21 protein-coding genes and 2 tRNA genes are annotated in these 25,588 nt (G+C 70.8%); 7 read left to right on the top strand and 16 right to left on the bottom strand.

What is annotated here, in order from left to right:
* Window positions 1-77 precede the first annotated feature (77 nt).
* From hpnD to AB0I10_RS04195, 9 genes are all read right to left on the bottom strand, one after another.
* A complete protein-coding gene (gene hpnD / locus AB0I10_RS04235) occupies window positions 78-1,031 on the bottom strand; it encodes a presqualene diphosphate synthase HpnD (protein ID WP_363150722.1) in 954 nt (317 codons plus the stop codon).
* Window positions 1,028-1,933, bottom strand: coding sequence for a squalene synthase HpnC (gene hpnC, locus AB0I10_RS04230; RefSeq protein ID WP_363150845.1), 906 nt, complete (start codon window positions 1,931-1,933; stop codon window positions 1,028-1,030). The genes hpnD and hpnC overlap by 4 nt, the downstream gene beginning before the upstream one ends.
* A 409-nt stretch (window positions 1,934-2,342) precedes the next feature.
* Window positions 2,343-3,125 (bottom strand): ABC transporter ATP-binding protein, encoded by a 783-nt coding sequence (locus tag AB0I10_RS04225; protein ID WP_363150844.1) that lies wholly within the window; start codon window positions 3,123-3,125, stop codon window positions 2,343-2,345.
* Window positions 3,126-3,138: 13 nt separating this feature from the next.
* On the bottom strand, window positions 3,139-4,065 hold the full coding sequence (locus tag AB0I10_RS04220; RefSeq protein ID WP_363150721.1) for an ABC transporter permease: 927 nt from the start codon (window positions 4,063-4,065) through the stop codon (window positions 3,139-3,141).
* A 78-nt stretch (window positions 4,066-4,143) separates the two neighbouring features.
* Window positions 4,144-5,016, bottom strand: coding sequence for a glycosyltransferase (locus tag AB0I10_RS04215; protein ID WP_363150843.1), 873 nt, complete (start codon window positions 5,014-5,016; stop codon window positions 4,144-4,146).
* Between the two features lie 14 nt (window positions 5,017-5,030).
* A complete protein-coding gene (locus tag AB0I10_RS04210) occupies window positions 5,031-5,810 on the bottom strand; it encodes a CDP-alcohol phosphatidyltransferase family protein (RefSeq protein ID WP_363150720.1) in 780 nt (259 codons plus the stop codon).
* The gene (locus AB0I10_RS04205; RefSeq protein WP_363150719.1) at window positions 5,788-6,849 is read right to left on the bottom strand and encodes an iron-containing alcohol dehydrogenase family protein; all 1,062 of its coding nucleotides are present in this window, start codon (window positions 6,847-6,849) and stop codon (window positions 5,788-5,790) included. The genes AB0I10_RS04210 and AB0I10_RS04205 overlap by 23 nt, the downstream gene beginning before the upstream one ends.
* A complete protein-coding gene (locus AB0I10_RS04200; RefSeq protein ID WP_363150718.1) occupies window positions 6,837-7,574 on the bottom strand; it encodes a phosphocholine cytidylyltransferase family protein in 738 nt (245 codons plus the stop codon). Before AB0I10_RS04200 ends, AB0I10_RS04205 begins: the two co-directional genes overlap by 13 nt.
* Window positions 7,571-9,373 carry a DUF5941 domain-containing protein gene (locus AB0I10_RS04195; RefSeq protein ID WP_363150842.1) on the bottom strand — a complete coding sequence of 601 codons (1,803 nt, stop codon included), beginning with the start codon at window positions 9,371-9,373 and terminating at the stop codon, window positions 7,571-7,573. The genes AB0I10_RS04200 and AB0I10_RS04195 overlap by 4 nt, the downstream gene beginning before the upstream one ends.
* Window positions 9,374-9,955: 582 nt before the next feature.
* Between AB0I10_RS04195 and idi the strand changes: the two genes are divergently transcribed.
* On the top strand, window positions 9,956-10,567 hold the full coding sequence (gene idi, locus AB0I10_RS04190) for an isopentenyl-diphosphate Delta-isomerase (RefSeq protein ID WP_363150717.1): 612 nt from the start codon (window positions 9,956-9,958) through the stop codon (window positions 10,565-10,567).
* On the opposite strand, the gene AB0I10_RS04185 is transcribed toward idi, so the two are convergent.
* The 3 genes from AB0I10_RS04185 to AB0I10_RS04175 all read right to left on the bottom strand — a co-directional run bounded on the left by AB0I10_RS04185 (window position 10,542) and on the right by AB0I10_RS04175 (window position 13,177).
* Entirely contained in the window at window positions 10,542-11,033 is a 492-nt protein-coding gene (locus AB0I10_RS04185) for an ATP-binding protein (protein WP_363150716.1), read from the bottom strand. The two genes, idi and AB0I10_RS04185, sit on opposite strands and share 26 nt — an antisense overlap.
* 326 nt (window positions 11,034-11,359) lie before the next feature.
* Window positions 11,360-11,433 (bottom strand) — tRNA-Met (locus AB0I10_RS04180).
* 85 nt (window positions 11,434-11,518) lie between these two features.
* Window positions 11,519-13,177: an ABC-F family ATP-binding cassette domain-containing protein gene (locus AB0I10_RS04175; protein WP_363150715.1), complete on the bottom strand. Its 1,659-nt coding sequence runs from the start codon at window positions 13,175-13,177 to the stop codon at window positions 11,519-11,521.
* Between the two features lie 55 nt (window positions 13,178-13,232).
* Between AB0I10_RS04175 and AB0I10_RS04170 the strand changes: the two genes are divergently transcribed.
* Window positions 13,233-14,003 carry an enoyl-CoA hydratase-related protein gene (locus tag AB0I10_RS04170; RefSeq protein ID WP_363150714.1) on the top strand — a complete coding sequence of 257 codons (771 nt, stop codon included), beginning with the start codon at window positions 13,233-13,235 and terminating at the stop codon, window positions 14,001-14,003.
* Between the two features lie 31 nt (window positions 14,004-14,034).
* On the opposite strand, the gene AB0I10_RS04165 is transcribed toward AB0I10_RS04170, so the two are convergent.
* Together AB0I10_RS04165 and AB0I10_RS04160 are read right to left on the bottom strand one after the other, a co-directional pair.
* Entirely contained in the window at window positions 14,035-14,679 is a 645-nt protein-coding gene (locus tag AB0I10_RS04165) for a DJ-1/PfpI family protein (protein WP_363150713.1), read from the bottom strand.
* Window positions 14,680-14,802: 123 nt separating this feature from the next.
* Window positions 14,803-15,774: a DJ-1/PfpI family protein gene (locus AB0I10_RS04160; RefSeq protein ID WP_363150712.1), complete on the bottom strand. Its 972-nt coding sequence runs from the start codon at window positions 15,772-15,774 to the stop codon at window positions 14,803-14,805.
* A 123-nt stretch (window positions 15,775-15,897) separates the two neighbouring features.
* Here AB0I10_RS04160 and AB0I10_RS04155 point away from each other — a divergent pair, with 123 nt between their 5' ends.
* The 3 genes from AB0I10_RS04155 (at window position 15,898) to AB0I10_RS04145 (ending at window position 20,285) form a co-directional block, all read left to right on the top strand.
* Window positions 15,898-16,770, top strand: coding sequence for a hypothetical protein (locus tag AB0I10_RS04155; protein WP_363150711.1), 873 nt, complete (start codon window positions 15,898-15,900; stop codon window positions 16,768-16,770).
* A gap of 138 nt (window positions 16,771-16,908) precedes the next feature.
* A complete protein-coding gene (locus AB0I10_RS04150) occupies window positions 16,909-19,386 on the top strand; it encodes a Tex family protein (RefSeq protein WP_363150710.1) in 2,478 nt (825 codons plus the stop codon).
* Window positions 19,386-20,285, top strand: coding sequence for a hypothetical protein (locus AB0I10_RS04145; RefSeq protein ID WP_363150709.1), 900 nt, complete (start codon window positions 19,386-19,388; stop codon window positions 20,283-20,285). The genes AB0I10_RS04150 and AB0I10_RS04145 overlap by 1 nt, the downstream gene beginning before the upstream one ends.
* Window positions 20,286-20,306: 21 nt before the next feature.
* Here AB0I10_RS04145 and AB0I10_RS04140 read toward each other — a convergent pair.
* Window positions 20,307-20,385: transfer RNA gene (locus AB0I10_RS04140), tRNA-Trp, on the bottom strand.
* Window positions 20,386-20,461: 76 nt separating this feature from the next.
* On the opposite strand from AB0I10_RS04140, the gene AB0I10_RS04135 reads away from it, so the two are divergent.
* Entirely contained in the window at window positions 20,462-21,859 is a 1,398-nt protein-coding gene (locus AB0I10_RS04135) for a hypothetical protein (RefSeq protein ID WP_363150841.1), read from the top strand.
* Complete coding sequence (locus AB0I10_RS04130; protein ID WP_363150708.1) at window positions 21,856-23,763, top strand: AAA family ATPase; 1,908 nt, start codon at window positions 21,856-21,858, stop codon at window positions 23,761-23,763. The genes AB0I10_RS04135 and AB0I10_RS04130 overlap by 4 nt, the downstream gene beginning before the upstream one ends.
* A gap of 250 nt (window positions 23,764-24,013) precedes the next feature.
* Here AB0I10_RS04130 and AB0I10_RS04125 read toward each other — a convergent pair whose 3' ends face one another.
* Complete coding sequence (locus tag AB0I10_RS04125; RefSeq protein WP_363150707.1) at window positions 24,014-25,459, bottom strand: SDR family NAD(P)-dependent oxidoreductase; 1,446 nt, start codon at window positions 25,457-25,459, stop codon at window positions 24,014-24,016.
* Between the last annotated feature and the right edge of the window lie 129 nt (window positions 25,460-25,588).

Genomic DNA, 25,588 nt, shown 5'->3' with positions numbered 1-25,588 from the left:
CATGGACGCAGTCGCCGGGGGGAGGGTTGCCCGGCGCACTGATGCGGGGTCACCGCTGTCGTTCGCGGCCCGGCGCATCATCCGCGCCTCCTGACGGCCTGCTTGCGGCCGATCGCGCGGGCGTCGAGCCCGGACAGTCCGCGCACCGCGACAAACGCCTTCTCCCGGCCGGGCAGCGAGACCCGGCCGCGCAGCACCGCCTCGGGATCGGCGGAGATCCGCGACAGCAGACGGTGGTAGATGCCGGCCATGGCGGCCACGCAGGCACCGCTGCGCCGGTCGAGCATCGGCAGCAGCCGGAAGCCGTCGGCGAACAGCGCGCGGGCGCGGCTGACCTCGAAGTGGACCAGGCCGGTGAAGTCCGAGCCGGCCGGCGGGACCGGGCCCTGGAAGCCCGCCGCGCAGCCGAACTTGGCGAGGTCCTCCGCGGGCAGATAGGTGCGGCCGTTGCCCGCGTCCTCACGAACGTCCCTGAGGATGTTGGTCAGTTGGAGGGCGAGTCCGAGGGTATCGGCGTACTCGGAGGCGCGTTCGGCGTCCGGCGCGCCGGGCACCGTGCCGAACACGCCCAGCGAGAGCCGGCCGATGGCCCCGGCGACACAGCGGCAGTAGACCTTCAGGTCGTCCCAGGTCTCGTAGGTCTCGCCGCGGACGTCCATCAGCACGCCGTCGATCAGCTCGTCGAGGCCGTCCAGCGGCAGCGCGAAACGGCGGGCGGCGTCGGCGAGCGCGACGGCCACCGGGTCGGTGTCGTCCTCGTCGATCCGGTCGTCCTTGACACGCGTCAGCAGCGCCCGGGTCTCCTCCAGGCGCTCGTGTTTGGCGGCCGGCTCCAGGGTGCCGTCGCCGATGTCGTCGATCCGGCGGGAGAAGGCGTAGAGCGCCGACATGGCCTGCCGCTTGTCGGCCGGCAGCAGCCGGATGCCGTAGGCGAAGTTCCGTGCCTGCTGCCCGGTGATGGTTTCGCAGTAGCGATACGCAGCGAGCACCGGCGCGGACGTGTGTGCGGTTACCTCCACGGTCCGGCTCACCCCTCTCTTCGCAATGCCGCCCCCACCTCGCGCAGCAGGCTGAGCGTGGTCGGCTTGGGCGGTCCAGGTAGTACGTCGTGATCGGCGGCCGCTACCGCCTGGAGTGCGGCGCGCCCGCCGGCCACGAAGCCGGCCAGCAGCAGCTTGAGTCTGCCGTGGACGCTACCCACCAGCGGGGTGCCCTCATCCAGCAGGTCACGGGCGCGTTCCGCTTCGTAGGCGATCAGCGCGCGCACCGATGCGCCCCCACTCGGGGCGGCCAGATCGGCTTCTGTGACGCCGAAGCGTTTCATGTCGTCGGCGGGGAGGTAGATGCGGTCCCGGCCGAGATCCTCGGCCACGTCCTGGAGGTGTTCGACGATCTGCAGCCCGGTGCAGACCGCGTCCGACCACCGGATGCGCTCGGGGCTCGCGGTGCCCGTGATGGCGAGGACGAGCCGGCCGACGGGGTTGGCGGACAACTCGCAGTAGGCGACCAGGTCGTCGTAGGTGCCGTAGCGGGACACCCGCTGGTCCTGCCGGTTCGCCTCGATCAGGCCGAGGAAGGGTTCGGGGGTCAGCGCGCGACGGCGGACGGTCGGACCGAGGCGGCGCATGAGCGGATGCCGGGGGCCGGGAGCGCGGTCGCTGAAGACGCGGTGGAGGTCGGCCTCAAGGGCGTCCAGCATCGCGGGGCGGTCATCGCTCTGCGCGCGGTCCAGGCCGAGCAGCGCGGCATCGCCACCGCCGGGGGCGAGATCACCGTCGCCGATGTCATCGACGAGCCGCGCGAAGCCGTAGACGGCCATCAGGTCGGCGCACCAGGCGCGGGGCAGAAAGAACGGCGCCACCGGGAAGTTCTCGTGTGCGGCCTGGTCGAGTACGGTGCGCGACTGTGCGTCCGCCGGCCCGCCGGAGACCACCGCCCGCCTGTTGAAGACGCTGCGCCTCCCTCCGCTCACCGGGGGCTGCCCGGCGCGTTTCGGAGCCGGAGCGAACCACTAGCCATTGCCGTCACGTCTCCCGTTCTACACCGCCAAGCTAAAGCATCCCATTTCGGACACGCCGCAGGTCACGACGCGCCCCTGTTCGCGCTTCCATCGCCCGTCCAGGTGAGCATTGCCCGACTTATACCACTTGTGCTGTTCAGTACGCGTACAGCTTACGCTGTACATCTCGTCCGTGTCCGAGTGGGTACCGAGGCTTCCGGCGACGACCCAGTCAACACCAAAAGGGGACCAACTGTTCCCGGACCCGGACGAGTTGACCATCTCTTCACGCTCGAAGGCCTCCACGAGCCGGGCTCGTGGAGGCCTTCGGACGCGGGAGGGGCTACTTGCCCGTCTCCTTTTCGTACGCCTTGATCACTTCATCCGTCGGACCGTCCATCAACAACTCGCCCCGCTCCAGCCACAGCACCCGGTCACAGGTGTCCCGGATCGACTTGTTGTTGTGGCTGACCAGGAAGACCGTGCCGGCCTCCTTGCGCAGCTCGCGGATGCGCGCCTCGGAGCGCTTCTGGAAGCTGCGGTCACCGGTGGCCAGGGCCTCGTCGATCATGAGCACATCGTGGTCCTTGGCCGCGGCGATGGAGAACCGCAGCCGGGCCGCCATACCGGAGGAATACGTGCGCATCGGCAGCGAGATGAAGTCGCCCTTCTCGTTGATGCCGGAGAAGTCGACGATGCCGTCGTAGCGCTCGCGGACCTGGTCGCGGGACATGCCCATCGCCAGACCGCCGAGGACGACGTTCTTCTCGCCGGTCAGGTCGTTCATCAGGGCCGCGTTCACACCCAGCAGCGAGGGCTGGCCATGGGTGTAGACCTTGCCGCGCTCCGCGGGAAGCAGTCCGGCCACCGCCTTGAGGAGCGTCGACTTGCCGGAGCCGTTCGAACCGATCAGGCCGATCGACTCGCCCCGGTACGCGGTGAAGGAGACCCCCTTGACCGCGTGCACCTCGCGTACGCCCGCCGACGGCTTGCGCCGGATGATCCGGTTGAGCGCCGCGGTGGCGCCGCCCTTGCCCGCACCGGTGCCGTACACCCGGTAGACGATGTGCAGATCGTCCGCGATCACGGTCGGTACGCGGGCCTCTGCCGCCTCCGTCGGCTGCATGCCGTTCTTCTGCTCAGCCACGTCCGTACCGCTCCTCAGCCTTCCAGAAGTACACAAAGCCGACGACGCCCAGCAGCAGGGCCCAGCCTGCGCCGGCCCAGAGGTGAGCAGGCAGCCGGTCGTCCGTGAAGCTCTCGATCAGGGAGTAGCGCATCAGGTCGATGAAGATCGCGGCGGGGTTGTACTCCAGCACGGGTTGCACCCAGCCGGGGATGTCCGCCTTGTTCGCGATGTTGTCGATGCTGAACATCACGCCGGACGCGTACAGCCAGGTCCGCATGATGAACGGCATCAGCTGCGCGAGGTCCGGGGTCTTGCTCCCCAGCCGGGCCATGATCATCGCCAGGCCGGTGTTGAAGACGAACTGCAGCGCCAGCACCGGGACCGCCAGGAGCCACGACCACATCGGCATCTGGCCCTTGGCGAGCATGATCAGGACCAGCACGCCCATCGAGAACAGCAGCTGCTGCAGCTGCATGATGCAGAACGAGACGGGCAGGCAGGCGCGCGGGAAGTGCAGGGCCCGCACCAGGCCGAGGTTGCCGGCGATGGAGCGGGTGCCGGCCATCACCGAGTTCTGCGTGAAGGTGAAGATGAAGACGCCGGTGACCAGGAACAGCACGAAGTCTTTGATGCCGTCGCGGGTACCGATCAGCACGCCGAAGATGAAGTAGTAGACGAGCGCGTTCAGCAGCGGCGTCGCCACCTGCCACAACTGGCCCAGCTTGGCCTGGCTGTACTGCGCGGTCAGCTTGGCGCTGGCGAAGGCGGAGATGAAGTGCCGCCGGTCCCACAGCTCCCGGATGTACTGCGGGAGGCTGGGGCGCGCCCCGCTCTGCGACAGCCCGTACTTCTGGGCCCGCTGGGCCGGAGTGAGCCCTTCATCGGAAGATGGCGGGGCACTCATGGCGACCGCACTGTCGTGCGTGGTCTCGCTCACAGTTGACACTTTCGTCCTCAAGGTGCGCTGCCGGGGCCACGCCCCGGCTCGCGGCTGATGCTCTCAGATACGAGCTTGTCAGATGACGGGAGGGCGACCCAATCGGGTCAGTCGCCAAACCGTAGCCCACTTCATGGGACGCCTGGGACCGCACGGGGTCGTCCAGCCCTCTTTGAAGCCCGCCAGCCAGACCCGCAGCGCGGCCCAGGAGGGGCGCCGGGCCAGCGTGAGCAGGAACCAGACACCGAGATAGACCGGAACCAGTACGGCCGGGAGGTTGCGGCGGGCCAGCCACACACGGTTACGGGCCACCATCCGGTGGTAGACCGCGTGCCGGCTGGGGGCCATGGTCGGGTGGAGCAGCAGCATGTCCGACCGGTAGTCGATCAGCCACCCCGCGTCCAGGGCCCGCCAGGCCAGGTCCGTCTCCTCATGGGCGTAGAAGAAGTCGTCCGGCAGCCCGCCGATCTCCTGGAACACCTTCGTACGGACGGCATTGGCACCGCCGAGGAAGGTGGTGACCCGGGAGGACCGCATGGGGTCGGCGGCGCGCAGCCGCGGGACGTGCCGGCGCTGGGTCTCGCCGGTGTCCGGGTCGGCGATGCGGAAGCTGATGATGCCGAGCTCCGGGTCCTTCTCGAAGGCCGCCCGGCACAGCTCGGCGGTGTCCTCCCTGGACAGCAGCCCATCGTCGTCGAGGAAGAGCAGCACATCAACGTCGCTGCCACCGGGCCCGAACGCCTCGATGCCGACGTTGCGGCCCGCCGGGATGCCGACGTTCTCCGGCAGCTCGACGGTCCGTACGCCCTCAGGGAGCTCGGGCAGCGGCGAACCGTTGCCGACGACCACGATCTCGACCGGGTCGCCGTCCTGCTTGGCGACCGAGTCCAGCAGCGCGCGCAGCTCCTCGGGGCGGTTGCCCATGGTCAGGACAACCGCACCGAGCCGCATTCGGGACGCCCCCATTACTTGAGCCTGCTGGAGGCGAGGATGGACACGAGGTGGAGCAGGGTCTGCAGCAGGGCGATCCCGGCCAGCACGGCGACACCGAGGCGCGAGAAGAACAGGTCGCCCCTGACCGTGTCGAGGATCGCCAGGACCAGGATCAGCAGCGACGCCTCGACCCCGAGGACCAGCCGATGGAACTTCAGCGCCGCGGCGGCCTTGCGGGCCAGTGCCATACCGGACGAGCGCGGCTCGGCCGCCGCCTCCTTGACCGGCGGCAGCCCGCCCTGGTGACGGGCGACACCGACGAGGTCGGTCTCGGCCTTGATCAGGATGGCGCCGAGGGCGGCGAGGGTGCCGAGGAAGGCCCACAGCCAGTCGATCCGCCCGGAGCCCCACAGGTCGGCCGCGCGCAACCCGAAGCCGACCAGGACCGCGGCATCGCACAGATAGGCGCCGACGCGGTCCAGGTACACGCCGCCGAGCGAGAACTGCTTCCGCCAGCGGGCGATCTCGCCGTCGACGCAGTCGAGCAGCAGGTAGAGCTGGACCATCACCACGCCGAGCACGGCGCCCGGGATCCCCGGCACCAGCAGGGCCGGGGCGGCCAGGACACCGGCCACGGTCATCAGATACGTGAGCTGGTTGGGCGTGATCCTGGTGTTCACCAGGTACCTGTCGCAGCGCAGCGAGATTTCCCGCATGTACAGACGGCCGGCCCAGTGCTCACCGCTCCGCCGGTCCTTCACACCCGGGGGGTGAACGACCGGGCGGAGTTCAGCTACTGATGGTTTTGGCATAGTCGGCGTATGCGTCCCTGATCTCGTCGGTGGACAGGTCCAGGTGCTCCAGGATCGTGTAACGGCCGGGGCGGGTCTTCGGGGCGAACTCGACGACCTGGACGAACTCCTCGTCCGTGAAGCCGATCTCACCCGGCGTGACCGGCAGACCGTGCCGCTGGAGCACCTCGACCATCAGCGCGGACGTCTCCTTGTCCCCGCGCAGGAACGTGGCGAACGCGGCACCCAGGCCGCACTGCTCGCCATGGCTCGCCGCCCGCTTGGGGAAGAGGATGTCGAAGGCGTGGTTGATCTCGTGGCAGGCCCCGGAGGCCGGCCGGCTGTCGCCCGCGACCGACATCGAGATACCGGTGAGGACCAGGCCCTCGGCCAGCACCTGGAGGAAGTTGTCGTCGCCGACGCCACCGGGGTGGCGCAGCACGGCCTCGCCGGCCTGGCGCGCCATGGCGGCCGCCAGCCCGTCGATGTTCTCCCCGGTCTCGCGGTGCGAGAGCTCCCAGTCCGCGACCGCGGAGATGTTGGAGATCGCGTCGCCGATACCGGAGCGGACGAAGCGGACCGGGGCCTCGCGGATGATGTCGAGGTCGATCACCACGGCGATCGGGTTCGGCACACCGTAGGAGCCGCGACCCGCGTCGTTGTCGAGGGTGGCGACCGGCGAGCACAGGCCGTCGTGCGACAGGTTCGTCGCGACGGCGACCAGCGGCAGGCCGATGCGGGCGGCGGCGAACTTCGCGCAGTCGATGATCTTGCCGCCGCCGAGGCCCACGACCGCGTCGTAGTGCCCCTTCTTCATGGCATCGGCGAGCTTGATCGCGTCGTCCAGGGTTCCGCCGCCGACCTCGTACCACTCGGCGCCGGGCAGCGCCGGGGCCAGCCGCTCGCGCAGCCGTGCCCCGGAGCCACCGCTGATCGCGATGGCGAGCTTGCCGGAAGCCGAGATGCGCTGATCGGCCAGCAGGCCCGCCAGGTCGTCCAGGGCGCCGGCGTTGATGTCAACGACGACCGGGGACGGGATGAGGCGGGTCAGTACTGGCATGCGATCTCACGGCCCTTCGCGAGGTCGTCGTGGTTGTCGATCTCGACCCACTTGACGTCGCCGATCGGGGCCACGTCCACCTTGAAGCCGCGGTTGACGAGCTCCTGGTAGCCGTCCTCGTAGTAGAGGTCGGGGTCCCGCTCGAAGGTGGTCTTCAGGGCGTCGGCCAGCTCTTCGGCGGCCTCGCCCTCGATGAGGGTCACGCCGATGTACTCACCGGTCGCCTCGGCCGGGTCCATCAGCTTGGTGATCTTCTGGACGCCCTTGGCGGGGTCCACGATGACCTTCATCTCCTCGTCGGCCAGCTGCTTGACGGTGTCCAGCGCAAGGATGATCTTCTGGCCGTTGCCGCGGGCGGCGAGCAGCGTCTTCTCGACGGAGACCGGGTGCACGGTGTCGCCGTTGGCGAGGATCACGGTGTGCTTGATCGAGTCACGGCCGCACCACAGGGAGTAGGCGTTATTCCACTCCTCGGCCTTGTCGTTGTCGATCAGCGTGAGCTTGAGGCCGTACTTCTGCTCCAGGGCCTCCTTGCGCTCGTACACGGCTTCCTTGCGGTAACCGACGATGATCGCGACCTCGGTCAGGCCGATCTCGGCGAAGTTCCCGAGGGTCAGGTCCAGGATGGTCGTGTCGCCGTCGACCGGCACCAGAGCCTTGGGCAGGGTGTCGGTGTAGGGGCGCAGACGCCGTCCAGCGCCGGCTGCCAGCACGAGGCCGATCATGCGGGTTCTCCTTCATCGTGTACGGCGGGTGCACCACGTTTATGGGCGGTCACCCAGAAGCGGATGCTCTCGATGAGCACCAGCAGCGCCAGGACCACAGCAAGGGCCGTCAGCGCGATTGTGAAACCTGTGGGGGACAACAGGGCGGCGAGGACCGTGACCACGAGGATCCGTCCTTCATGCCCGCCGGTCGCCCGGACCAGCCACCGCGGAGGGGCTCCGGTGCCACCGCGGATGCGGTAGACCGTGTCGTAGTGATGGTAGGCGACCGCCGCGACCAGCCCGAACGCGGCAGGAAGCGCTCCCTGCGCGTCCGACCGGGCCGCCAGGACCAGGATCGTGACGTATTCGCCGACCCGGAAGAGGGGCGGCACCAGCCAGTCGAGGGGGCCCTTGAGGGCACGGGCGACGGCGGCGCCGGAGAAGGCCGCGTAGACGGCCGCGCCGAGCACGGGCCACCAACTGCCGCCTTCCTTCCACGCCAGCTGGGCCATGAGGAAGGCCACACCCGCCAGCGCCATCAAGGGGGCGGTCATGTTTCCGCGCGATGCCGGGCCCTCGGCGAAGAGCTCGGCGAGCGGCCCGGAGTCGGCCAGGTCCGCCAGCGCCTGCGCGGCCCGGTCGGTACGGCGCGCCCGGCGGGTCAGCGAGCGCAGCACCCGGCCGGCCGTGGTGTAGCAGGCGGCCAGCGCGCAGCCGATGAGCAGGGCGTAGAAGACGATGCGCGGGGTGGTGAGCGCGGTGAGGACCGCGATCATGGCCCAGCGTTCACCGATGGGCAGCACGATCATCCGGCGTACCCAGACCGTCCAGCCGACGCTGTCGAGCTTGTCGGAGAGCGCCGCGGTGGGGCTGGTGTTGCCAGTGGCGTCGTGATTCGCCTCGTTGAAGGAGAAGTCGACGATATGGCGGCAGGTCTGGAGCACCATCGCGCCGAGCGCCAGCGCCCATACGTCGTCACCGCCGCGGGCCGCGCCCAGGGCGAGCCCTGCGTAGTACGCGTATTCCTTGGCCCGGTCGAAGGTGGCGTCCAGCCAGGCGCCCATCGTCGAGTACTGCAAGGAGTAGCGCGCGAGCTGCCCGTCGGTGCAGTCCAGGACGAACGAGAACAGCAGCAGGACGCCGGCGGCGATGAAGCCGCCCCGGCTGCCGGTGGCCGCGCAGCCCGCCGCGATCAGCGCGGTGAGCAGGGACGCGGTCGTGACCTGGTTGGGGGTGAGCCCGCGGCGCGCGCACCAGCGGGCGAGGTAGCGGGAGTACGGGCTGATGCAGTACGTCGTGAAGAAGCCGTCGCGGGACTTCACGGCGGTGCGCAGCCGTACGGCCTCGTCGTCGACGGCCGCGACGTCCTCCTGGGCGTCCTCGCGCTGCGCGGGGGTGAGCGCGACGGTCGCGACCAGGCTGCCGAGCTCGACCCGGTGCAGACCGATGTCCTCACCGTCGAGGGACTCGGTCAGCGTGCCGGTCAGGACGTCCGTGAGGTGGGCGGTACCGGCGCCGACCGGGATCCGCGCGGCCGCACGGGCAAGCGCGGAGCGCGCCTCGGGCTGCGCGGTGAGCGCGCCCGGCACGGCCGCGGCCGGGAAGCGCGGGTCGGTCAGTGCCAGCCGCAGGGCATGCAGATGGCCGACGAAACGGGGGTCCACCACGGCCACCCGCTCCTGCGCGGGCACCGCGGCGATCAGCTCGGCGACGGACGCCGGGTCACTCGCCGTACGGACGTCGAAGCCCAGCGTGCGCAGGTCGCCTTCGAGCGGCGACCCGGCTACCGGCGGACCGGTGAGGATGGCGGTCGACAGACGAACTCACTCCTTGAATGCTGACAAGGCAGCTCCGGTGCGTCCGCATTCGATACGGACTACCCGGGCAGCGGGCGTGGCACACCTCGGGCCCGGCGGGGCTGGGTGGCACGTCGGCAGAGGTTATCGGATCGCCGGATGCGGCCGTTCACCGCGCATTCACCGCACGATCGAGTGACCGACGGCTGCGCCTGCCGCGATCATCATGGTGGATCGGGTGGGGCGGGAACAACTGGCGTCCGGCCGCGATGCCCGATCCGGTGCCGGTTATGAGAGGGCTGGTCATGGGTGGGCGGGTTGTGCCGGGGCGGATGTGGCGAGATCCATGCCGGGTGCGGAGCCGGTGGTCGCTGCCCCGTGTCGGCACGGGGTGGCCGGGCGGGCGGCGGGAAGTGGTGTGGACCATCTCACGGGCCGGACGCACCGTGCGGGACGGCCGGTGCTGTGCTGTCCGTCGCCCGACCGCGTGATCGTTTCGCATTCGAACACGCCGGCGCCGCGCACCCGCACGGCACCACTCTGCGACTTATGCGCGCGTGGCTAGGGCAGACTTGGCGTCGTAGACCGACGACAAGGATGGGCATGCCGATCACACCTGCCAACGGACAGACCGCCGGGATCTCGGCGGTGAGCTCACGGGACGGCTCCGCCGAACCGATCATGCTGGAGCTGGTCGACGAGGACGGCACGACGATCGGCACCGCGGAGAAGCTCGCCGCGCATCAGCCCCCCGGGCAGCTGCACCGGGCGTTCTCGGTCTTCCTCTTCGACGAGAAGGGCCGGCTGCTGCTGCAACGCCGGGCGCTGTCGAAGTACCACTCCCCCGGTGTGTGGTCCAACACCTGCTGCGGCCACCCGTACCCGGGCGAAACGCCGTTCGCGGCCGCCGCCCGCCGCGTCGCCGAGGAACTGGGGCTGGCGCCCACGCTGCTCGCCGAGGCCGGCACGGTGCGCTACAACCACCCCGACCCGGCCTCCGGCCTCGTGGAGCAGGAGTACAACCACCTGTTCGTCGGGCTGGTGCGGGCCGAGCCCGCACCGGATCCGGAGGAGATCGGCGAGATCGCGTTCGTGACGCCCGACGAGCTGGCCGAGCGGCATGCCGAGGCGCCGTTCTCCGCGTGGTTCATGACCGTGCTGGACGCGGCGCGCCCGGCGGTCCGCGAGCTCACCGGGAATTCGGCGGGCTGGTAGCGAGCGGGACCAGCGGCAGTTCGGCCCAGATGGCCTTGCCGCCGGTGGCGGTGTGCTCGACATCGCACTTGCCGCCCACCTCCGCGGTGAGCGTCTTGACCAGCCACAGGCCCCGGCCGCCGACATCACCCTGGTCCGCCTCCAGCGCCTTCGGGCGGTACGGGTGGTTGTCCTCGACCGCGACCCGCAGCCAGTTCGCCCCGATGGTGAGCTGGACGGCGATCTGGGGCGAGAGCAGGGCGGCGTGCCGCACGGCGTTGGTGACGAGTTCGGAGACGATCAGGAGCAGGCCGTCCATGATGTCGGCGGCGACGGGCACGCGCTGTTCGTCGAGCAGATCCCGGACCGCGTGGCGCGCCTGCGGCACCGACGACTCCAGCGCCGGGGCGGTGAACCGCCACACGCCTTCGTACGCGAGCGGGGAGGTCAGCTCCTCGGGGGGTTCTGCGGGGGGTCCGGAAGGCATCCTCACAGGACGAGTGTTGAGAATGCGCTGGTCCGGACCGGCCCGCTGAACACAAGTCAGCACCTATCGACGCCTTACGACCGATTCTGAGTGAATTGATCGGCCTGGCGACCGTATCCGTGCGCTTTGTTCCTTACTCGCGGTCTGCCCGCAAGCAGCCACCGCACGGTACGCGCCATCAGATCAGCGCGAGGTACGGCGAAGTACGGCATCGAAGCGCGAACCCGAAGGGCGACACCGGAGAACGGCGACCGCGGACCGCACACAAGATCCGTACAGGAAAACAGGCCCGGTGCCTGAGCACCGGACCTGCCGTTCCATCTGAGTAGCGGGGACAGGATTTGAACCTGCGACCTCTGGGTTATGAGCCCAGCGAGCTACCGAGCTGCTCCACCCCGCGTCGGTGAACCCCACCTTACGGGCCGCCGGACCCATGACCAAATCGATAATCGCAGCGGGGGCCGAAGCCCCCTCCGCCGCTCCCCTTACACCGCCCGGTCGGCGATCTGTCCGCCGTCCGCCTCGATGCGCCGTGTGGTGTGCACCGCGTCCAGCATCCGCCGGTCGTGCGTGACCAGCAGCAGGGTGCCCGTGTACGAGGCGAGCGCGGACTCCAGCTGTTCGATGGCCGGCAGGTCGAGGTGGTTGGTCGGCTCGTCCAGGACGAGGAGGTTGACCCCGCGGCCCTGGAGGAGAGCCAGCGCGGCACGGGTCCGCTCCCCCGGTGACAGCGTGCGCGCCGGGCGCAGCACATGCGCCGCCTTCAAGCCGAATTTGGCCAACAGGGTGCGGACATCGGCGGGCGACAGATCCGGTACGGAGGCCCGGAAGGCGTCCATCAGCGGTTCGTCGCCCAGGCCGTGTTCACCGAAAAGCTGGCCGCGCGCCTGGTCGATCTCGCCGACCACCACGCCGGGGCCGAGCGAGGCCTGCCCGGCGTCCAGCGGAAGCCGGCCGAGGAGCGCGGCGAGCAGGGTGGACTTGCCGGAGCCGTTGGGGCCGGTGATGGCGACCCGGTCCGCCCAGTCGATCTGGAGGTCGACCGGGCCGAAGCGGAAGTCTCCGCGGCGCACCTCGGCGCCGCGCAGGGTGGCGACGACCGCGCCGGCGCGGGGCGCGGCAGCGATCTCCATCCGCAGCTCCCACTCCTTGCGGGGCTCCTCGACGGCATCGAGCCGCTCGATCAGGCGCTGGGTCTGCTTGGCCTTGGCCGCCTGCTTCTCGGTGGCCTCCACCCGCGCCTTGCGGCCGATCTTGTCGTTGTCGGGGGCCTTGCGACGGGCGTTCTTGACGCCCTTCTCCATCCAGTTGCGCTGGGTGTGCGCGCGGGTCTCCAGGGCGGCTTTGGTGTCGGCGTACTCCTCGTACTGTTCGCGCGCGTGCCGCCGGGCCCGGTCACGCTCCTCCAGGTACGAGGTGTAGCCGCCGCCGTAGGTGTTGACCTGCTGCTGGGCGAGGTCGAGTTCAACGACGCGGTTGACCGTACGGGCCAGGAACTCGCGGTCGTGGCTGACCAGGACCGTGCCGGCGCGCAGCCCGGTGACAAAGGACTCCAGCCGTTGCAGGCCGTCCAGGTCGAGGTCGTTGGTCGGCTCGTCCAGCAGGAAGATGTCGTAGCGGGAGAGCAGCAGCGAGGCGAGCGAGGCGCGGGCGGCCTGGCCGCCGGAGAGGGACGTCATCGGCTGGTCGAGGCCGATGGTGAGGCCGAGCTGGGCGGCGGTCTCCTCGGCGCGCTCGTCGAGGTCGGCGGCGCCCAGCGCGAGCCAGCGCTCCAGGGCGGTGGCGTACGCGTCGTCCGCGCCGGGCCGTTCGTCGACCAGCGCCTGGGTGGCGGCGTCCAGGGCACGCTGGGCGTCGGCCACGCCCGTGCGCCGGGCGAGAAAGGCCCGTACGGACTCCCCGGGGCGGCGGTCGGGCTCCTGCGGGAGGTGGCCGACGGTGGCGGTGGGCGGGCTGAGCGCGAGCTTGCCCTCCTCCGGAGTGTCCAGCCCGGCGAGCAGGCGCAGCAGGGTGGACTTGCCCGCGCCGTTGGCGCCGACGAGGCCGATCACATCGCCGGGGGCGGCGACCAGATCGAGGCCGGAGAACAGGACACGCTCGCCGTGGCCGGCGGCGAGATCTTTGGCGACAAGGGTTGCTGACATCAGACCGTCGATCGTATCCGGCCGGGTGGACGTGGGTCGTCCTAATATCCGGGATATGGAACCGGCTCTGAAGACGCATGTCAGCGACGGCACGGCGACCGTCACGATCAGCAATCCCGAGAAGCGGAACGCGATGACCGTGCAGATGTGGCGGGAGCTGCCGCCGCTGCTGGAGCGGCTGGCCGGCGACCGTGCCGTACGGTCCCTGGTGCTGACGGGCGAGGGTGGGACGTTCTGCGCCGGTGCGGACATCGGGTCGCTACGGGACGCGGCGGACGAGTCGCAGGGGCTGGCGGTGGCGGCCGAGGAGGCGCTGGCGGCCTTTCCCAGGCCGACGCTGGCTGCGATACGCGGCTACTGCGTGGGCGGCGGCGCCCAGTTGGCGGCCGCCTGCGATCTGCGGTTCGCGGAGGAGGGCGCGCTCTTCGGTGTGACGCCCGCGAAGCTGGCCATCGCCTATTCGGCGTCCGCGACCCGGCGACTGGTCCGGCTGGTCGGGCCCTCGGCCGCCAAGTACCTGCTGTTCTCAGGGGAGTTGATCGACTGTGCGCGGGCCCTGCGCACCGGTCTGGTGGACGAAGTGCTGCCCGAGGGCGAGCTGGCCAAGCGGGTGGCGGAGTTCACGGCCGTCCTGGCGAGCCGGTCGCTGGTGACGCAGGCCGCGGCGAAGGAGCTGGCCAACGGGACGTGGGACGTGCCGCCGGCGGAGGCCGAGGAGCGGGGCGCGTACTGGGCCGCGCAGGCGCGCGAGAGCGGCGACACCGCCGAGGGTGCCGCCGCCTTCCTGGAGCGCAGGGCGCCGCGCTTCACCTGGCCGGCGGGCTAGGGTCTGTCCGATGTCCGTCCGGCGCGGGCCGCTACTCCTCCCCCGTGAGCAAGAACCGGCTGCGCTCCCGCATCATCGCGGTGACCTCGGCCGGGGCCTTCTCCGGGGAGCCCGCGTCGTAGGGCGGCTGCGGGTCGTACTCGATGCCGAGCTGGATCGCCTGGGCCACGATGTCCCCGGCGATCCGGCCGGCCAGCGTCAGCCCCATGTCGATGCCGGACGAGACGCCCGCCGCCGTCACGTACTTGCCGTCGAAGACCACCCGCTCCCCGGTCGGCTCGGCGCCGAGCCCCGGCAGCTGGTCCAGCGCGAGCCAGTGACAGGTCGCCCGGCGGCCCTTGAGGAGGCCCGCGGCACCCAGGATCAGGGAGCCGGTGCACACCGAGGTGGTCCAGGTGGTGTGGGCGTCCACGGCGCGGATCCACTCGTGCAGCGGGCCGTCCTCCATGAGCGCGATCTGGCCGGGGCCGCCCGGTACGACGAGGATGTCCGGCGCGGTGACGTCGGACAGCGGGGCGTCGGCGACCAGTCGGAGCGAGCCGTTGTCATTGCGGTACGGGCCGGTGCGCTCGCCGACGAACACGGTCTCCGCGCCCGGGATGCGGCTCAGGGTTTCGTACGGGCCCACTGCGTCCAGCGTGGTGAAGCGGTCGTAGAGGAGGATCGCGATCTGCATTGCGGGGTCCTTTCGATGGTCGAATACCGGTGGTCGAATTCCGGCGGTCGAATGACGGCGGTCATGCGGAGAGACGTGCCGTGTGGTGCGAAGAGAGGTACGGGGAGAGCGGGTCGGTGCAGGTCAGCCGCCCGGGTGGGCAGGCAGTGCCGGCTGGAAGCGGCGGCGGTATTCGGCCGGGGCGGCACCGAGAGCCTTGACGAATGCGCGGCGCATCGCCTCGGGGGTGCCATAGCCGCAGTGGCGCGACACCTGCTCGATGCCGTCGACGGTGTCTTCCAGGCGCCGCCGGGCGGCCTCCAGCCGTACCCGGTCGACATAGCGCCCCGGGGTCATACCGACCTCGTCACGGAACGCGCGGGCGAAGTGCCGTGGTGAGAGGCCCGCGCGGGCCGCGAGGGCGTCGACGGACAGATCCGCCGCGGGGTTCTCGGTGATCCACTGCTGGACGTCGCGCAGCGGCCGCCGCTCCGCGGTCTGGGCGGCGAGCTGGGCGCTGAACTGGGTCTGATTGCCCGGCCGCCGCAGAAAGACGACGAGCTGGCGGGCGATGGACAGCGCCAGGTCCCGGCCCAGGTCCTCCTCGACCAGAGCCAGGGCGAGATCGATACCGGCCGTGACGCCCGCTGAGGTGGCCAGGTCGCCGTCCCGTACGTAGATCGGCTCCGGGTCGACATGGACGGCGGGGTAGCGCTCGGCGAACGTGTCGCACAGCACCCAGTGGGTCGTCGCGCGGCGGCCGTCCAGCAGTCCGGCCTCGGCGAGGAGCAGCGCACCGCTGCACACCGAGACCTTCCGGCGGGCGCGGGGGGCGTTCGTCCGCAGCCAGTCGATCAGCCGCGGGTCGGGGTGACGAGTGCCGTCACCGCCCGGCACCAGGAGGGTGTGCGGCGCTGCGGCGTCGGCGAGCGCGAGGTCCGGGGTGAGCGTCAGGCCGCTGGAGGTGCGGACCGGGCCGCCGTCCAGGCTCGCGGTGCGGATGCGGTAGGCGCCGGGCAGGCCGCCGTTCGCACCGGTGAAGACCTCGACCGGTCCCGTCACATCGAGGCTCTGGAGGCCGTCGAAGAGGACGACCAGCACATCGCGCTGTTCCATACCGTCCATCCTGGGCAGTCACGGTGATGACAGCAATGACGAATAACCCACCTTTACTGCCATCGGTCGCACCGGAGGGGGCCTCCCCCTAGCCTCATACCGAGCGGTCGGTAACCTGCTGCCATGACATCTACGAGCGCACTGTCCGAGACCGCGGGACGTCACTGCCACAACGTCATCAATCCGTTCCACTCCACGCACTACTTCGCGCCCGAGTTCCCCGCCGAGCTGGCCGAGCTCGGACTGGAGAACCGCAGTGCCGCGTACTTCGCCGCACGGGGCGCGGCCATGGGCGCGGTGGGCCCCGGCACCATCACGGCGACCTTCTACAACTTCAACCACGAGCTCATCGCGCGGCACGTCCCGCACATCTGGTCGGTGGCCTCGCCCGAAGCCGTCCTGGAGGCCCGGCTGCGCGCCGCCGACGCGACGCTGCGCCGGCTGCTCGGTGACGAAGCCCTGGAGTCCCCGGAGATGGCGGAGGCGGCGAAGCTCGCGCTGCGCGCCGTCGAGGGCTGTACCCGCCACGCCCGGCCGCTGTACGCCGCGCACGCCGATCTGCCGGTGCCCGACGCGCCGCACCTCGCGTACTGGCACGCCTCGACACTGCTGCGCGAACACCGCGGCGACGGCCATCTGATGGCGCTGCTGGACGCCGAACTGGACGGCCTGGAGGCGCTGGTCTCCCACCACGCCACCGGCCGCGGCATGAGCTACCACGGCGTCATGACGACCCGCGGCTGGTCGCAGGAGGACTGGACGGCGGCCCAGGAACGGCTGCGTACCCGCGGCATCCTGGACGCCGAGGGCGAGTTGACCGAGGCCGGCGCACAGCTGCGCAAGGACCTGGAGACCACGACGGACCGACTGGACCGGGCTCCGTACGAGCACTTGGGCGCCGACGGCGTGGCCCGGCTCACCGAGCTGGCGACCGGGTTCACCACGGCCGCCATGAACGCGGGGGCCTTCCCCGCGGCGCTGTTCGGCAAGGACTGAGAAGCACTGCGTCGCCGGCCGGGGTGTGCGTGCGGCTTCTCACACCCCGGCGCTCCCGGCTGGGCGGCGCGACAGTCCGGCCCGCCAACCTGCACAATGCAGGCTCAAGCAAGCGCTGGAAGGCGGGTCAGGATCAACGTGACGGCATCCACTGAGCCCATCGGGACCCTCGGGTCCATCGAAGCGAGGATCGCCGGGGAGCTCGGCGTCAAGGAGCGGCAGGTGAAGGCCGCGGTCGAGCTCCTCGACGGCGGCTCGACGGTCCCGTTCATCGCGCGCTACCGCAAGGAAGCGACCGAGCTGCTCGACGATGCGCAGCTGCGCTCGTTGGAGGAGCGGCTGCGCTATCTGCGGGAGCTGGAGGAGCGGCGGACCGCGATCCTGGAATCCGTACGGTCCCAGGGCAAGCTGGACGCCGCCCTGGAGGCGCAGATCCGCGGCGCCGACTCCAAGGCGCGGCTGGAGGACATCTACCTCCCGTACAAGCCCAAGCGGCGCACCAAGGCGCAGATCGCGCGGGAGGCGGGCCTGGAGCCGCTGGCCGAGGGTCTGCTGAGCGATCCGTCGGTGGAGCCTACGGCTGCGGCTGCGGCGTTCGTGGACGCCGACAAGGGGGTCGCCGATGCGGCCGCCGCCCTGGAGGGTGCGCGGGCCATCCTGACCGAGCGGTTCGGCGAGGACGCGGATCTCATCGGCGAGCTGCGCGAGCGGATGTGGTCGCGCGGACGGGTCGCGGCGAAGGTGCGCGAGGGCAAGGGCGACAGCAAAGAGGGGCCCGGCGCGAAGTTCGCCGACTACTTCGACTTCGCCGAGCCCTTCACCGAGCTGCCCTCGCACCGGGTGCTGGCGTTGTTCCGCGGCGAGAAGGAGGAGGTCCTCGACCTCACGCTGGAGCCGGAGGACCCGTCGGCGGTGACCGAGGGGCCCAGTGCGTACGAGCGGTCCATCGCGCACCGCTTCGGCATCGCCGACCGGGGCCGCCCGGCCGACAAGTGGCTCCAGGACACCGTCCGTTGGGCGTGGCGCACCCGGGTGCAGGTGCACCTCGGGATCGATCTGCGGCTGCGGCTGCGGCAGGCCGCCGAGGATGAGGCGGTGCGGGTCTTCGCGTCGAATCTGCGCGATCTGCTGCTGGCGGCGCCCGCCGGGACGCGCGCGACGATGGGCCTCGACCCGGGTTTCCGTACGGGTGTGAAGGTCGCGGTCGTGGACGCCACGGGCAAGGTGGCCGCCACGGAAACGATTTATCCGCATGTGCCGCAGCAGAAGTGGGACGCGTCGCTGGCCACGCTGGCGCGGTTGGCGCGCGAGCACGACGTCGAGCTGATCGCGATCGGCAACGGCACCGCCTCCCGGGAGACCGACAAGCTGGCGGCCGATCTGATCGCCGCTCAGCCCGAGCTGAACCTCACGAAGGTGATGGTGTCCGAGGCGGGCGCCTCGGTGTACTCCGCCTCCGCGTTCGCCTCGCAGGAGCTGCCCGAGCTGGATGTGTCGCTGCGCGGCGCGGTGTCCATCGCGCGCCGGCTCCAGGACCCGCTGGCCGAGCTGGTCAAGATCGACCCGAAGTCGATCGGGGTCGGGCAGTACCAGCACGATCTGTCCGAGGTGAAGCTGTCGCGCTCCCTGGACGCGGTGGTCGAGGACTGTGTGAACGGTGTCGGTGTGGACGTCAACACCGCGTCCGCGCCACTGCTTTCACGGGTGTCGGGCATCGGCTCGGGCCTGGCGGAGAACATCGTCGCGCACCGGGACAGCAACGGCCCGTTCCGCTCCCGCAAGGCCCTCAAGGATGTGGCACGGCTCGGCCCGAAGGCGTACGAGCAGTGCGCGGGCTTCCTGCGGATCCGCGGCGGCGACGACCCGCTGGACGGCTCCAGCGTGCACCCGGAGGCGTACCCGGTGGTGCGCCGAATGGTGGCGTCCACGGGCAACGAGGTCGGCTCGCTGATCGGCAATGCGACGGCGCTGCGCGCGCTGCGGCCGGCGGATTTCGTCGATGAATCGTTCGGTCTTCCGACGGTCACCGACATCCTCCAGGAGCTGGAGAAGCCGGGGCGGGACCCGCGTCCGGTCTTCAAGACCGCGACCTTCAAGGAGGGCGTGGAGAAGATCGGCGATCTGCAGCCGGGGATGCTCCTGGAGGGTGTGGTGACCAATGTCGCCGCCTTCGGGGCGTTCGTGGACGTGGGCGTCCACCAGGACGGTCTGGTCCATGTCTCGGCGATGTCGAAGACGTTCGTCAAGGACCCGCGGGACGTGGTGAAGCCCGGCGACATCGTGCGGGTCAAGGTGCTCGATGTGGACATTCCGCGGAAGCGGATCTCGCTGACGCTGCGGCTGGACGACGAGCACGGCAAGGGCGCTTCGGCCGGCGGCGGCGAGCGGCGCGCCGGCGGTGAGCGCCGTGGTAGTGCGGGCGGCGAGCGCCGGGGCGGCAGCGGCGGCGGACCGCGCGAGGGCGGTCGTGGCGGCGCACCCCGGCAGCGGCAGGGCGGCGGAGCGCCGCGCGGCGGGGACCGCCGTGGCGGCCGCGATGCCGGGCCTGCCAACGACGCGATGGCCGACGCTCTGCGGCGTGCCGGGCTCCTGGGCAAGGAGCGGGGCGGGCGCTGATGCCGGACGACGGCGACCGGCGGCAGCGGGAGCATCTCTCGCTGTTGCCGGGGCTGATCGACGCGGCGCAGGCCGAGCGGGTACGCGACCGGCTCGGCCTCGCCGCGGACGACGGGGCGGGGCGGCCGGTCGTCCCGTCCGAGGCGCGCGGGATTCTGAACGACCGGAGAACACCGGCCTCGGTGATGCTGTGGATGCTCGAATACGACGACCCGGACATCAATCGCGAGGTCTACGCGTCGGAGCGGGCGACCGCGGCCATCCGGCGGGACATCCTTCGGGGCGTTCCGTTCGGGCCGTATCCGGGACCTGTCCCTGTCTCTGTCCCTGTCCCTGTCCCTGTCCCTGTCCCTGTCCCTGTCCACGAGAGCATCGCCAGCGATGAGCCGCCCCGCATCCGGCTGGCGGACAGCCCGCACGGCGTCATCGGCGAGCTGCGCCGGGCCCGCCGGATGAGCCACGGCCGGGCGGCGGCGATGACGGTGACACCCGGCGACTGGGAGGCGGTCGCCGCCGCGGACCGCGCGGAGCCGCTGCCGGGCTACGCCCGCTGGCACCTCGCCGTCCGGGTCGACTGCCCGCCCGCGCTGCGCGAACAGTTCGGCTCCCACCCGAAGTTCAGCAGACGGCTGGCGCAGGCGGGCATCGTGCAGGACCCGGAGGATTTCGTCTCGCGCCACGCCCAACCCCGGCACGTGCTGCGTGTCCTGGATGTGGGCCGCTGGGCGTTCCCGCACCGGCTGGCGCAGGCGCTGGAGACCCTGCGGCCGCTCGTACGGACGGAGTTGGGCGGGAACACGGAGGCCTGGGCGGTGTTCGCACAGCTGCTGCCGACCTTCGACGGGACGCTGCCGGAGCTGGCGAGGACGGCGGGGGCGGTCGCGTCGACCGCGGCCTGACGGCGTCCAGGGCCGGAGGGGGGCGGGGCGGCTGGATTCGAACCAGCGTCTTCCGCGGTTTTGGAGACCGGGCTCGACTGCCTCTGCGATACGACCCCGCCCCTTGCCCGGAAGCTTAATTGTCAGTGGCTCCTGATACGAATTGGAGCAGCTGAGAACGGGGGTGGGACGTGGCTTTGGACGCACGGGCGGCGCAGCACCGGCCGGTGGTCGAGCTGACCGACCGGCGGGCGCTGGAGAGTTGGCGGCCGGCGGAGCCGGGTGTGGTGGAAGAGGCGCGGCGGCTCAAGGAGGCCGCGCTGCTGGATTTCGGGTTGACGGACTCCGTGGTCGCGTCGTGGATCTATGCGAAGTGCCATCACCAGATCCCGACGACGGCGGTCGGCACGGCCGCCGTGGTGGCCTCGGGGGACGGCACCTGCCTGCTGCTCTACAACCCGGACTTCTTCGTCCAACTGGGCCTGGAGGGGGTGAAGTTCGTCCTCTTCCATGAGGCGCGGCATCTGGTGCACCGGCATCTGTTCGCCGATCTCGATCTGCGCGAGGACCCGGTCTTCACCATCGCCGCCGAGGTCTCCATCAACCACGTCGCCCTGGTGCGGCTGGGGCGTACGGAGCTGCCGCTGATCGACGGCCGGCCCGCGGGTGTGGATCCACACGAGATCTACGCGGATTATGTCGCCGATCTGACGGACCAGGGCCTGGAGCCGCTCGGCTACGACAACTTCGTCGAGACGGACATGAGCGTCTTCGCCGAGCTCAGGAGGATGCGGCAACCACCGGTTCCCGCCGTGCCGTGTGTACATCTCACCGATCCCGGGCTGGCGGGCGACCAGCAGACCATCGACGAGACGGCCTCCTCCGCACTGCTCAATTCCCTGCTCGCCGCGCGGCGCGGACACCCGGGCGCGGAACGGGAGTTGCTCGACCTGATGGACCGTTCGGACGGGGCGTCGGAGCATGCGAGCCGGGTGTGGGGGCGGCTGGGCGCGGGGGCGCTGCGCGGCCGGCCCGCGCGGACGGGGAAGGTCGACTGGTGGCAGCGCTGGCTCGTCGATGTCCTCGCCTCTAAGTTGCGGGAGGGCGAGCGGCTGGTCTATCCGAAGAAGCGCGGTGCCCTGCTGGCCGCGCTGGGCCACGATCCGATGCTGTCGCGGCGCGGACCGGTGCGCGAGAAGGTCCTGGTCATCGCGTATGACACCTCGGGTTCCATGCCCGATGGGGTGGTGTCCTGGCTGACGGAGCTGGTGGGCGCGATCGACGGGGTGGAGGCGCACTGGCTGTCGTTCGACGGAGTGGTGATGCCCTTCAGGCCCGGTGAGCCGGTGTACGGCGGCGGGGGCACCAGCTTCCAGGCGGTGGCCGATTACGTCGAGGGCCGCACGGCCGTCGATGGCGCGCACTTCGACGAGATACCGGACGCCGTCGTGATGCTCACCGACGGCTATGCCCCGCACATCACCCCCGCCGAGCCGGACAAGTGGATCTGGCTGATCACCGCCGGCGGCGACGACTGGCCCGACCACCACAGCACGCCGATGGCCTGCCATCGAGTGACGACAGGAGACCGATGAGCACGACCACGCCGACCGCGACGCCCGCTTCGGCCGCGACGCCCGGTTCCGCGGCGCCGGTCACCCCGGCCGCAAGGAAGGGCTGGCGGGCGAGCGCCACATACCCGGAGCCGCCCGAGGGCTGGACGGGGGTGTCCCGGCTGGAGTCGTTCATCGACGCGATGATCGACATGGGGCAGACCGGCCAGATCTTCGGCGAGCACGGCATCGGCAAGACGGCCACCTTCTTCTCGTATCTGCCCAAGGCGTATCCCGACGCCGAGCTGGTCTTTGTGCCGGCCGCCAATCTCACGCCGGACGATCTGCTCGCCAACGCCCCGGTACGCGACGCCAGGACCGGTGAACTGGTGCTGCGGCAGCTGGTGATGAGCCAGCTCCGGCCGGGCAAGCCGTTCGTCCTGCTGATAGACGACTCGCTGCAGGCCGGTGCCACGATCCAGTCGCAGCTGATGCAGATCGCCTGCAACTGGACGCTGGGCGAATTCGACCTGCGGGCGCTGGGCTGCATCGGCGTCTTCCTGACGGACAACGAATCCCTGGCGGAGACCGCCGCCCGGCGCAGCGATCTGGCCGTGCTGGACCGGATGGTGACGACCCGTCTCACCGCCAATGACACGGCCTGGCGGCATGAGCTCGCCGCGAAGTACCGCGACTGGAACCTGCGCGAGGTGTTCACCACCTGGGCCACCCTCAGCCCGGCGCTGCGCGAGCAGCTCTCGCCGCGCACCATCGACCACATCCTTGCCAACGCCCGCGAGGGATTCCCGCTGAGCTGGGGCCTTCCGCTGGTCAACGGGGAGCGGCTGCGACTGGTCGAGACCCGGATCGACGGCAAGCGCGGCAAGGACCGTACGGCGGAGGTGCTGGACCGGATCGCGGCCGCGGTAGGGGCCGACAACCCGACCACGATCCCCGATCCGGTGCGCGCGGTGGTGCGCGCGGCGCTGCGCAACCGCTGGTCGGTGCTGCTCCAGGGGCCGCCGGGGTGCGGGAAGACGGAGCTGGTGCGGGAGACGGTCCGTGAGGGCCTCGGCGGGCGTGAGCCGCTGTACTTCTCCATGCCGGTGACCAACGTCGAGGACCTGTGCGCGCCGATTCCGACCACCGACGGTGCGCTGGAGAACCTCCTGGCCGGGCCGTTCCTCGGGCCGGAGCCGAAGGCGATCGTGTGGGACGAGTACAACCGGCCCAAGGACAAGGCCGCGTTCGCGAAGCTGATGGAGATCACTCAGGAGTGGTCGCTGGCGGGGCGGCGGATCGAGAATCTGCGGGCGCAGATCGCGGTGCAGAATCCGCCGTACCACCTCGGCCGCAAGCTCCTGGTCGCCCGGAACAACATCGCGCAGGCCACCCGCTTCACGGCCTCGCTGGTGGTCGCGCCCGGCGACATCCCGGCCAACGAATGGCTGATCGCGAAGTACGGTGCGGTCGCGGAGACGGTCCTGGAGTGGTGGAAGCACGACATCGACGAGGACGGCCGGGCCTGGATCACCAAGCGCACCATCGAGCGGCTGATCAAACTCCACCAGCGGGGGCTGCCGCTGGAGATGGGTACGGTCTATCTGGGTGACGGCGAGTATGCGCCGGTGCCGCTGACCGCCCTGATCGACCGGCTCAACGAACGTCCGGTGACCGGGCTGCGGGAGCTGGCCAACGACATCGATGCCTGGGAAGCGCGGCTCCGGAAGGCGGCGGCCGCGTCCAGCGAGGGGTCGAACGACAGCGACGTGGTCCACCAGGTGCTGGCCAACGCCGAGTTGTCCCAGCTGAAGAAGCACCGCAAGGTGGTCGCCCGGCTGGTGGCTCTGCTGCCGCCGAAGCTGCGCTCCACGTACCTGGTCGGCGCGTCGAGCGACGCCCAGCGGTTCTGGATCGAGACGTTCGCGCTGATACCCCGGGGGTGAGGCGGGGTGCCCCCGAGCCGTCGGCGGTCGTCTTCCGTGGGCGCGGTCGGTGACGGGGTGCCGTCGGTGAGACGGGGACCGTCGGTGACGTGGGTGCCATGGCCGTACGGTGCACGCTGCGGACGGCCGGGGTGGGCGGCCGGGCCGGGACCCACGGGCCACTCGATCTCCGGCTCGGGCTCCGGCCGGGGCTATCGCTCCGGCCTGGCCTGGGCCTGGGGCTGGGCCTGGGGCTGGGCCTGGGGCACGCTCACCACTCCGCTTCCCGGTAGTCCTTGAGGAAGACACCGGCGACCGGGTCTCCCGCCTCGCCCCGCACGATCGGGTCATAGACGCGGGCCGCGCCGTCGACGATGTCCAGCGGGGTACGGAAGCCGGCCTCGGCGATCCGGGCCTTCGTCGGCAGCGGGTTCTCGTCCGTGATCCAGCCGGTGTCGACGCTGCACATGTGGACGCCCTGAGCGGCGAGTTCGGAGCCGCTGGTGCGGGTGAGCATGTTGAGGGCGGCCTTGGCCATATTGGTGTGCGGATGGCCACCGGTCTTCCTGCGCACGGTGAACCGCCCCTCGACGGCGGTCACATTGACCACGTAACGGCGGGGGTGCGGCGAGGCGAGCAGCAGAGGCAGCAGCCGGTCGCAGAGCAGTGCGGGCGCGAGGGCGTTGACCAGTTGGGTCTCCAGCAGCTCGGCGGGGTCGAGGTCTCCGATCCGGGCCGACCAGGAGTTGACGGGCGCGGCGTCCGGCAGCAGCCCGGCCTCGTCCACGGCGGCGGCGAGATCGGGGGTGGCCGCAGGCAGCACGAGTTCCAGCGCGTGCGTTGTTCGACGCTGGGTGTTCTCGGCGCGATCCGTCAGCGCGAGATCGGTACGGAACCCGGGAGCACGCCGGACACACACCGGCAGTTCGCCACGGCTCTCCCCCTCCGACTCGCCGCGCTCACCCGCCAACTCTCCGCGCTCCCCCGCCGCGAGCAGCGCGTACGACTCCGGCGGTCGGCGTACGGTCTGCGCCGCGTTGTTCACGAGGATGTCGAGCGGCCGCCCCTCGTCCCGCAGTTCCTGGCACAGTCCGAGCACCTGACGTGGGTCGCGCAGGTCGATGCCGACGACCGTGAGCCGGTCCAGCCAGCCCGCGCTGCCGGGCGCGGCCCGGAACCGGCGCAGGGTGTCCCGCGGGAATCGGGTGGTGACCAGCAGCTCCGCGCCGTCGCGCAGCATCATCAGCGCCAGCTGGAACCCGATCTTGACCCGGCCCCCGGTGAGCAGCACGCGGCGCCCGGTGAGATCCGTGCACAGCGAACGGCGGGCGGTGTTGTCGGTGGCGCACTCAGGACAGAGCAGGTGATAGAAGGAATCGATCTGCCGGTAGAGCGACTTGCAGACATAGCACCGACGCGGGCGGGACAACTCGCCGCCTCTACCGGCCCGTTCGTCCAGAGCGGTGTCCTCGCGCCGGTCCAGCGCCCCGGTCGCGGTCGCGGCGAATGCCGCCGCGTCGGCCATGGCCCGCTCCCGCTTGAGCGCCTTGCGACGGGTCAGCCGGCCCTCGCGCAGGAACGAGCCGACGACCCGCTCCGCACGCAACCGCACCGGGTCGTCGACGGGCAGCTCCCGCAGCCGGGCGACCGTACGGTCGAAGGCGGCGAGTTCGTCCTCGCCGAGCCCGCCGTCGCCGGCCCGATCCGCCTGTGCCACCGGTGCCCCCCGTGCCCCCATGAATCCCTGCCCCCTGCCCCCGTGCCGCACGTCGTTCCGCGACCGCCCATCACCCTATCCGAGCAGGCGTTCGCCCCCGTAAGGGATATTTCCGCAGGTCCGCGCGGC

The organism is Streptomyces sp. NPDC050636 (genome assembly GCF_040654775.1).
Lineage (GTDB): Bacteria > Actinomycetota > Actinomycetes > Streptomycetales > Streptomycetaceae > Streptomyces.
This window is presented reverse-complemented; position numbering and strand designations above follow the sequence as displayed.

Bases quoted from the DNA above. Each gene is read 5' to 3' on its own strand.
- AB0I10_RS04225 (WP_363150844.1), bottom strand. From the start codon at position 3,125: ATGCAGCCGACGGAGGCGGCAGAGGCCCGCGTACCGACCGTGATCGCG.
- AB0I10_RS04215 (WP_363150843.1), bottom strand. From the start codon at position 5,016: ATGCGGCTCGGTGCGGTTGTCCTGACCATGGGCAACCGCCCCGAGGAG.
- AB0I10_RS04210 (WP_363150720.1), bottom strand. From the start codon at position 5,810: ATGCCAAAACCATCAGTAGCTGAACTCCGCCCGGTCGTTCACCCCCCG.
- AB0I10_RS04205 (WP_363150719.1), bottom strand. From the start codon at position 6,849: ATGCCAGTACTGACCCGCCTCATCCCGTCCCCGGTCGTCGTTGACATC.
- AB0I10_RS04200 (WP_363150718.1), bottom strand. From the start codon at position 7,574: ATGATCGGCCTCGTGCTGGCAGCCGGCGCTGGACGGCGTCTGCGCCCC.
- idi (WP_363150717.1), top strand. From the start codon at position 9,956: ATGCCGATCACACCTGCCAACGGACAGACCGCCGGGATCTCGGCGGTG.
- AB0I10_RS04185 (WP_363150716.1), bottom strand. From the start codon at position 11,033: ATGCCTTCCGGACCCCCCGCAGAACCCCCCGAGGAGCTGACCTCCCCG.
- AB0I10_RS04175 (WP_363150715.1), bottom strand. From the start codon at position 13,177: ATGTCAGCAACCCTTGTCGCCAAAGATCTCGCCGCCGGCCACGGCGAG.
- AB0I10_RS04170 (WP_363150714.1), top strand. From the start codon at position 13,233: ATGGAACCGGCTCTGAAGACGCATGTCAGCGACGGCACGGCGACCGTC.
- AB0I10_RS04165 (WP_363150713.1), bottom strand. From the start codon at position 14,679: ATGCAGATCGCGATCCTCCTCTACGACCGCTTCACCACGCTGGACGCA.
- AB0I10_RS04160 (WP_363150712.1), bottom strand. From the start codon at position 15,774: ATGGAACAGCGCGATGTGCTGGTCGTCCTCTTCGACGGCCTCCAGAGC.
- AB0I10_RS04155 (WP_363150711.1), top strand. From the start codon at position 15,898: ATGACATCTACGAGCGCACTGTCCGAGACCGCGGGACGTCACTGCCAC.
- AB0I10_RS04145 (WP_363150709.1), top strand. From the start codon at position 19,386: ATGCCGGACGACGGCGACCGGCGGCAGCGGGAGCATCTCTCGCTGTTG.
- AB0I10_RS04130 (WP_363150708.1), top strand. From the start codon at position 21,856: ATGAGCACGACCACGCCGACCGCGACGCCCGCTTCGGCCGCGACGCCC.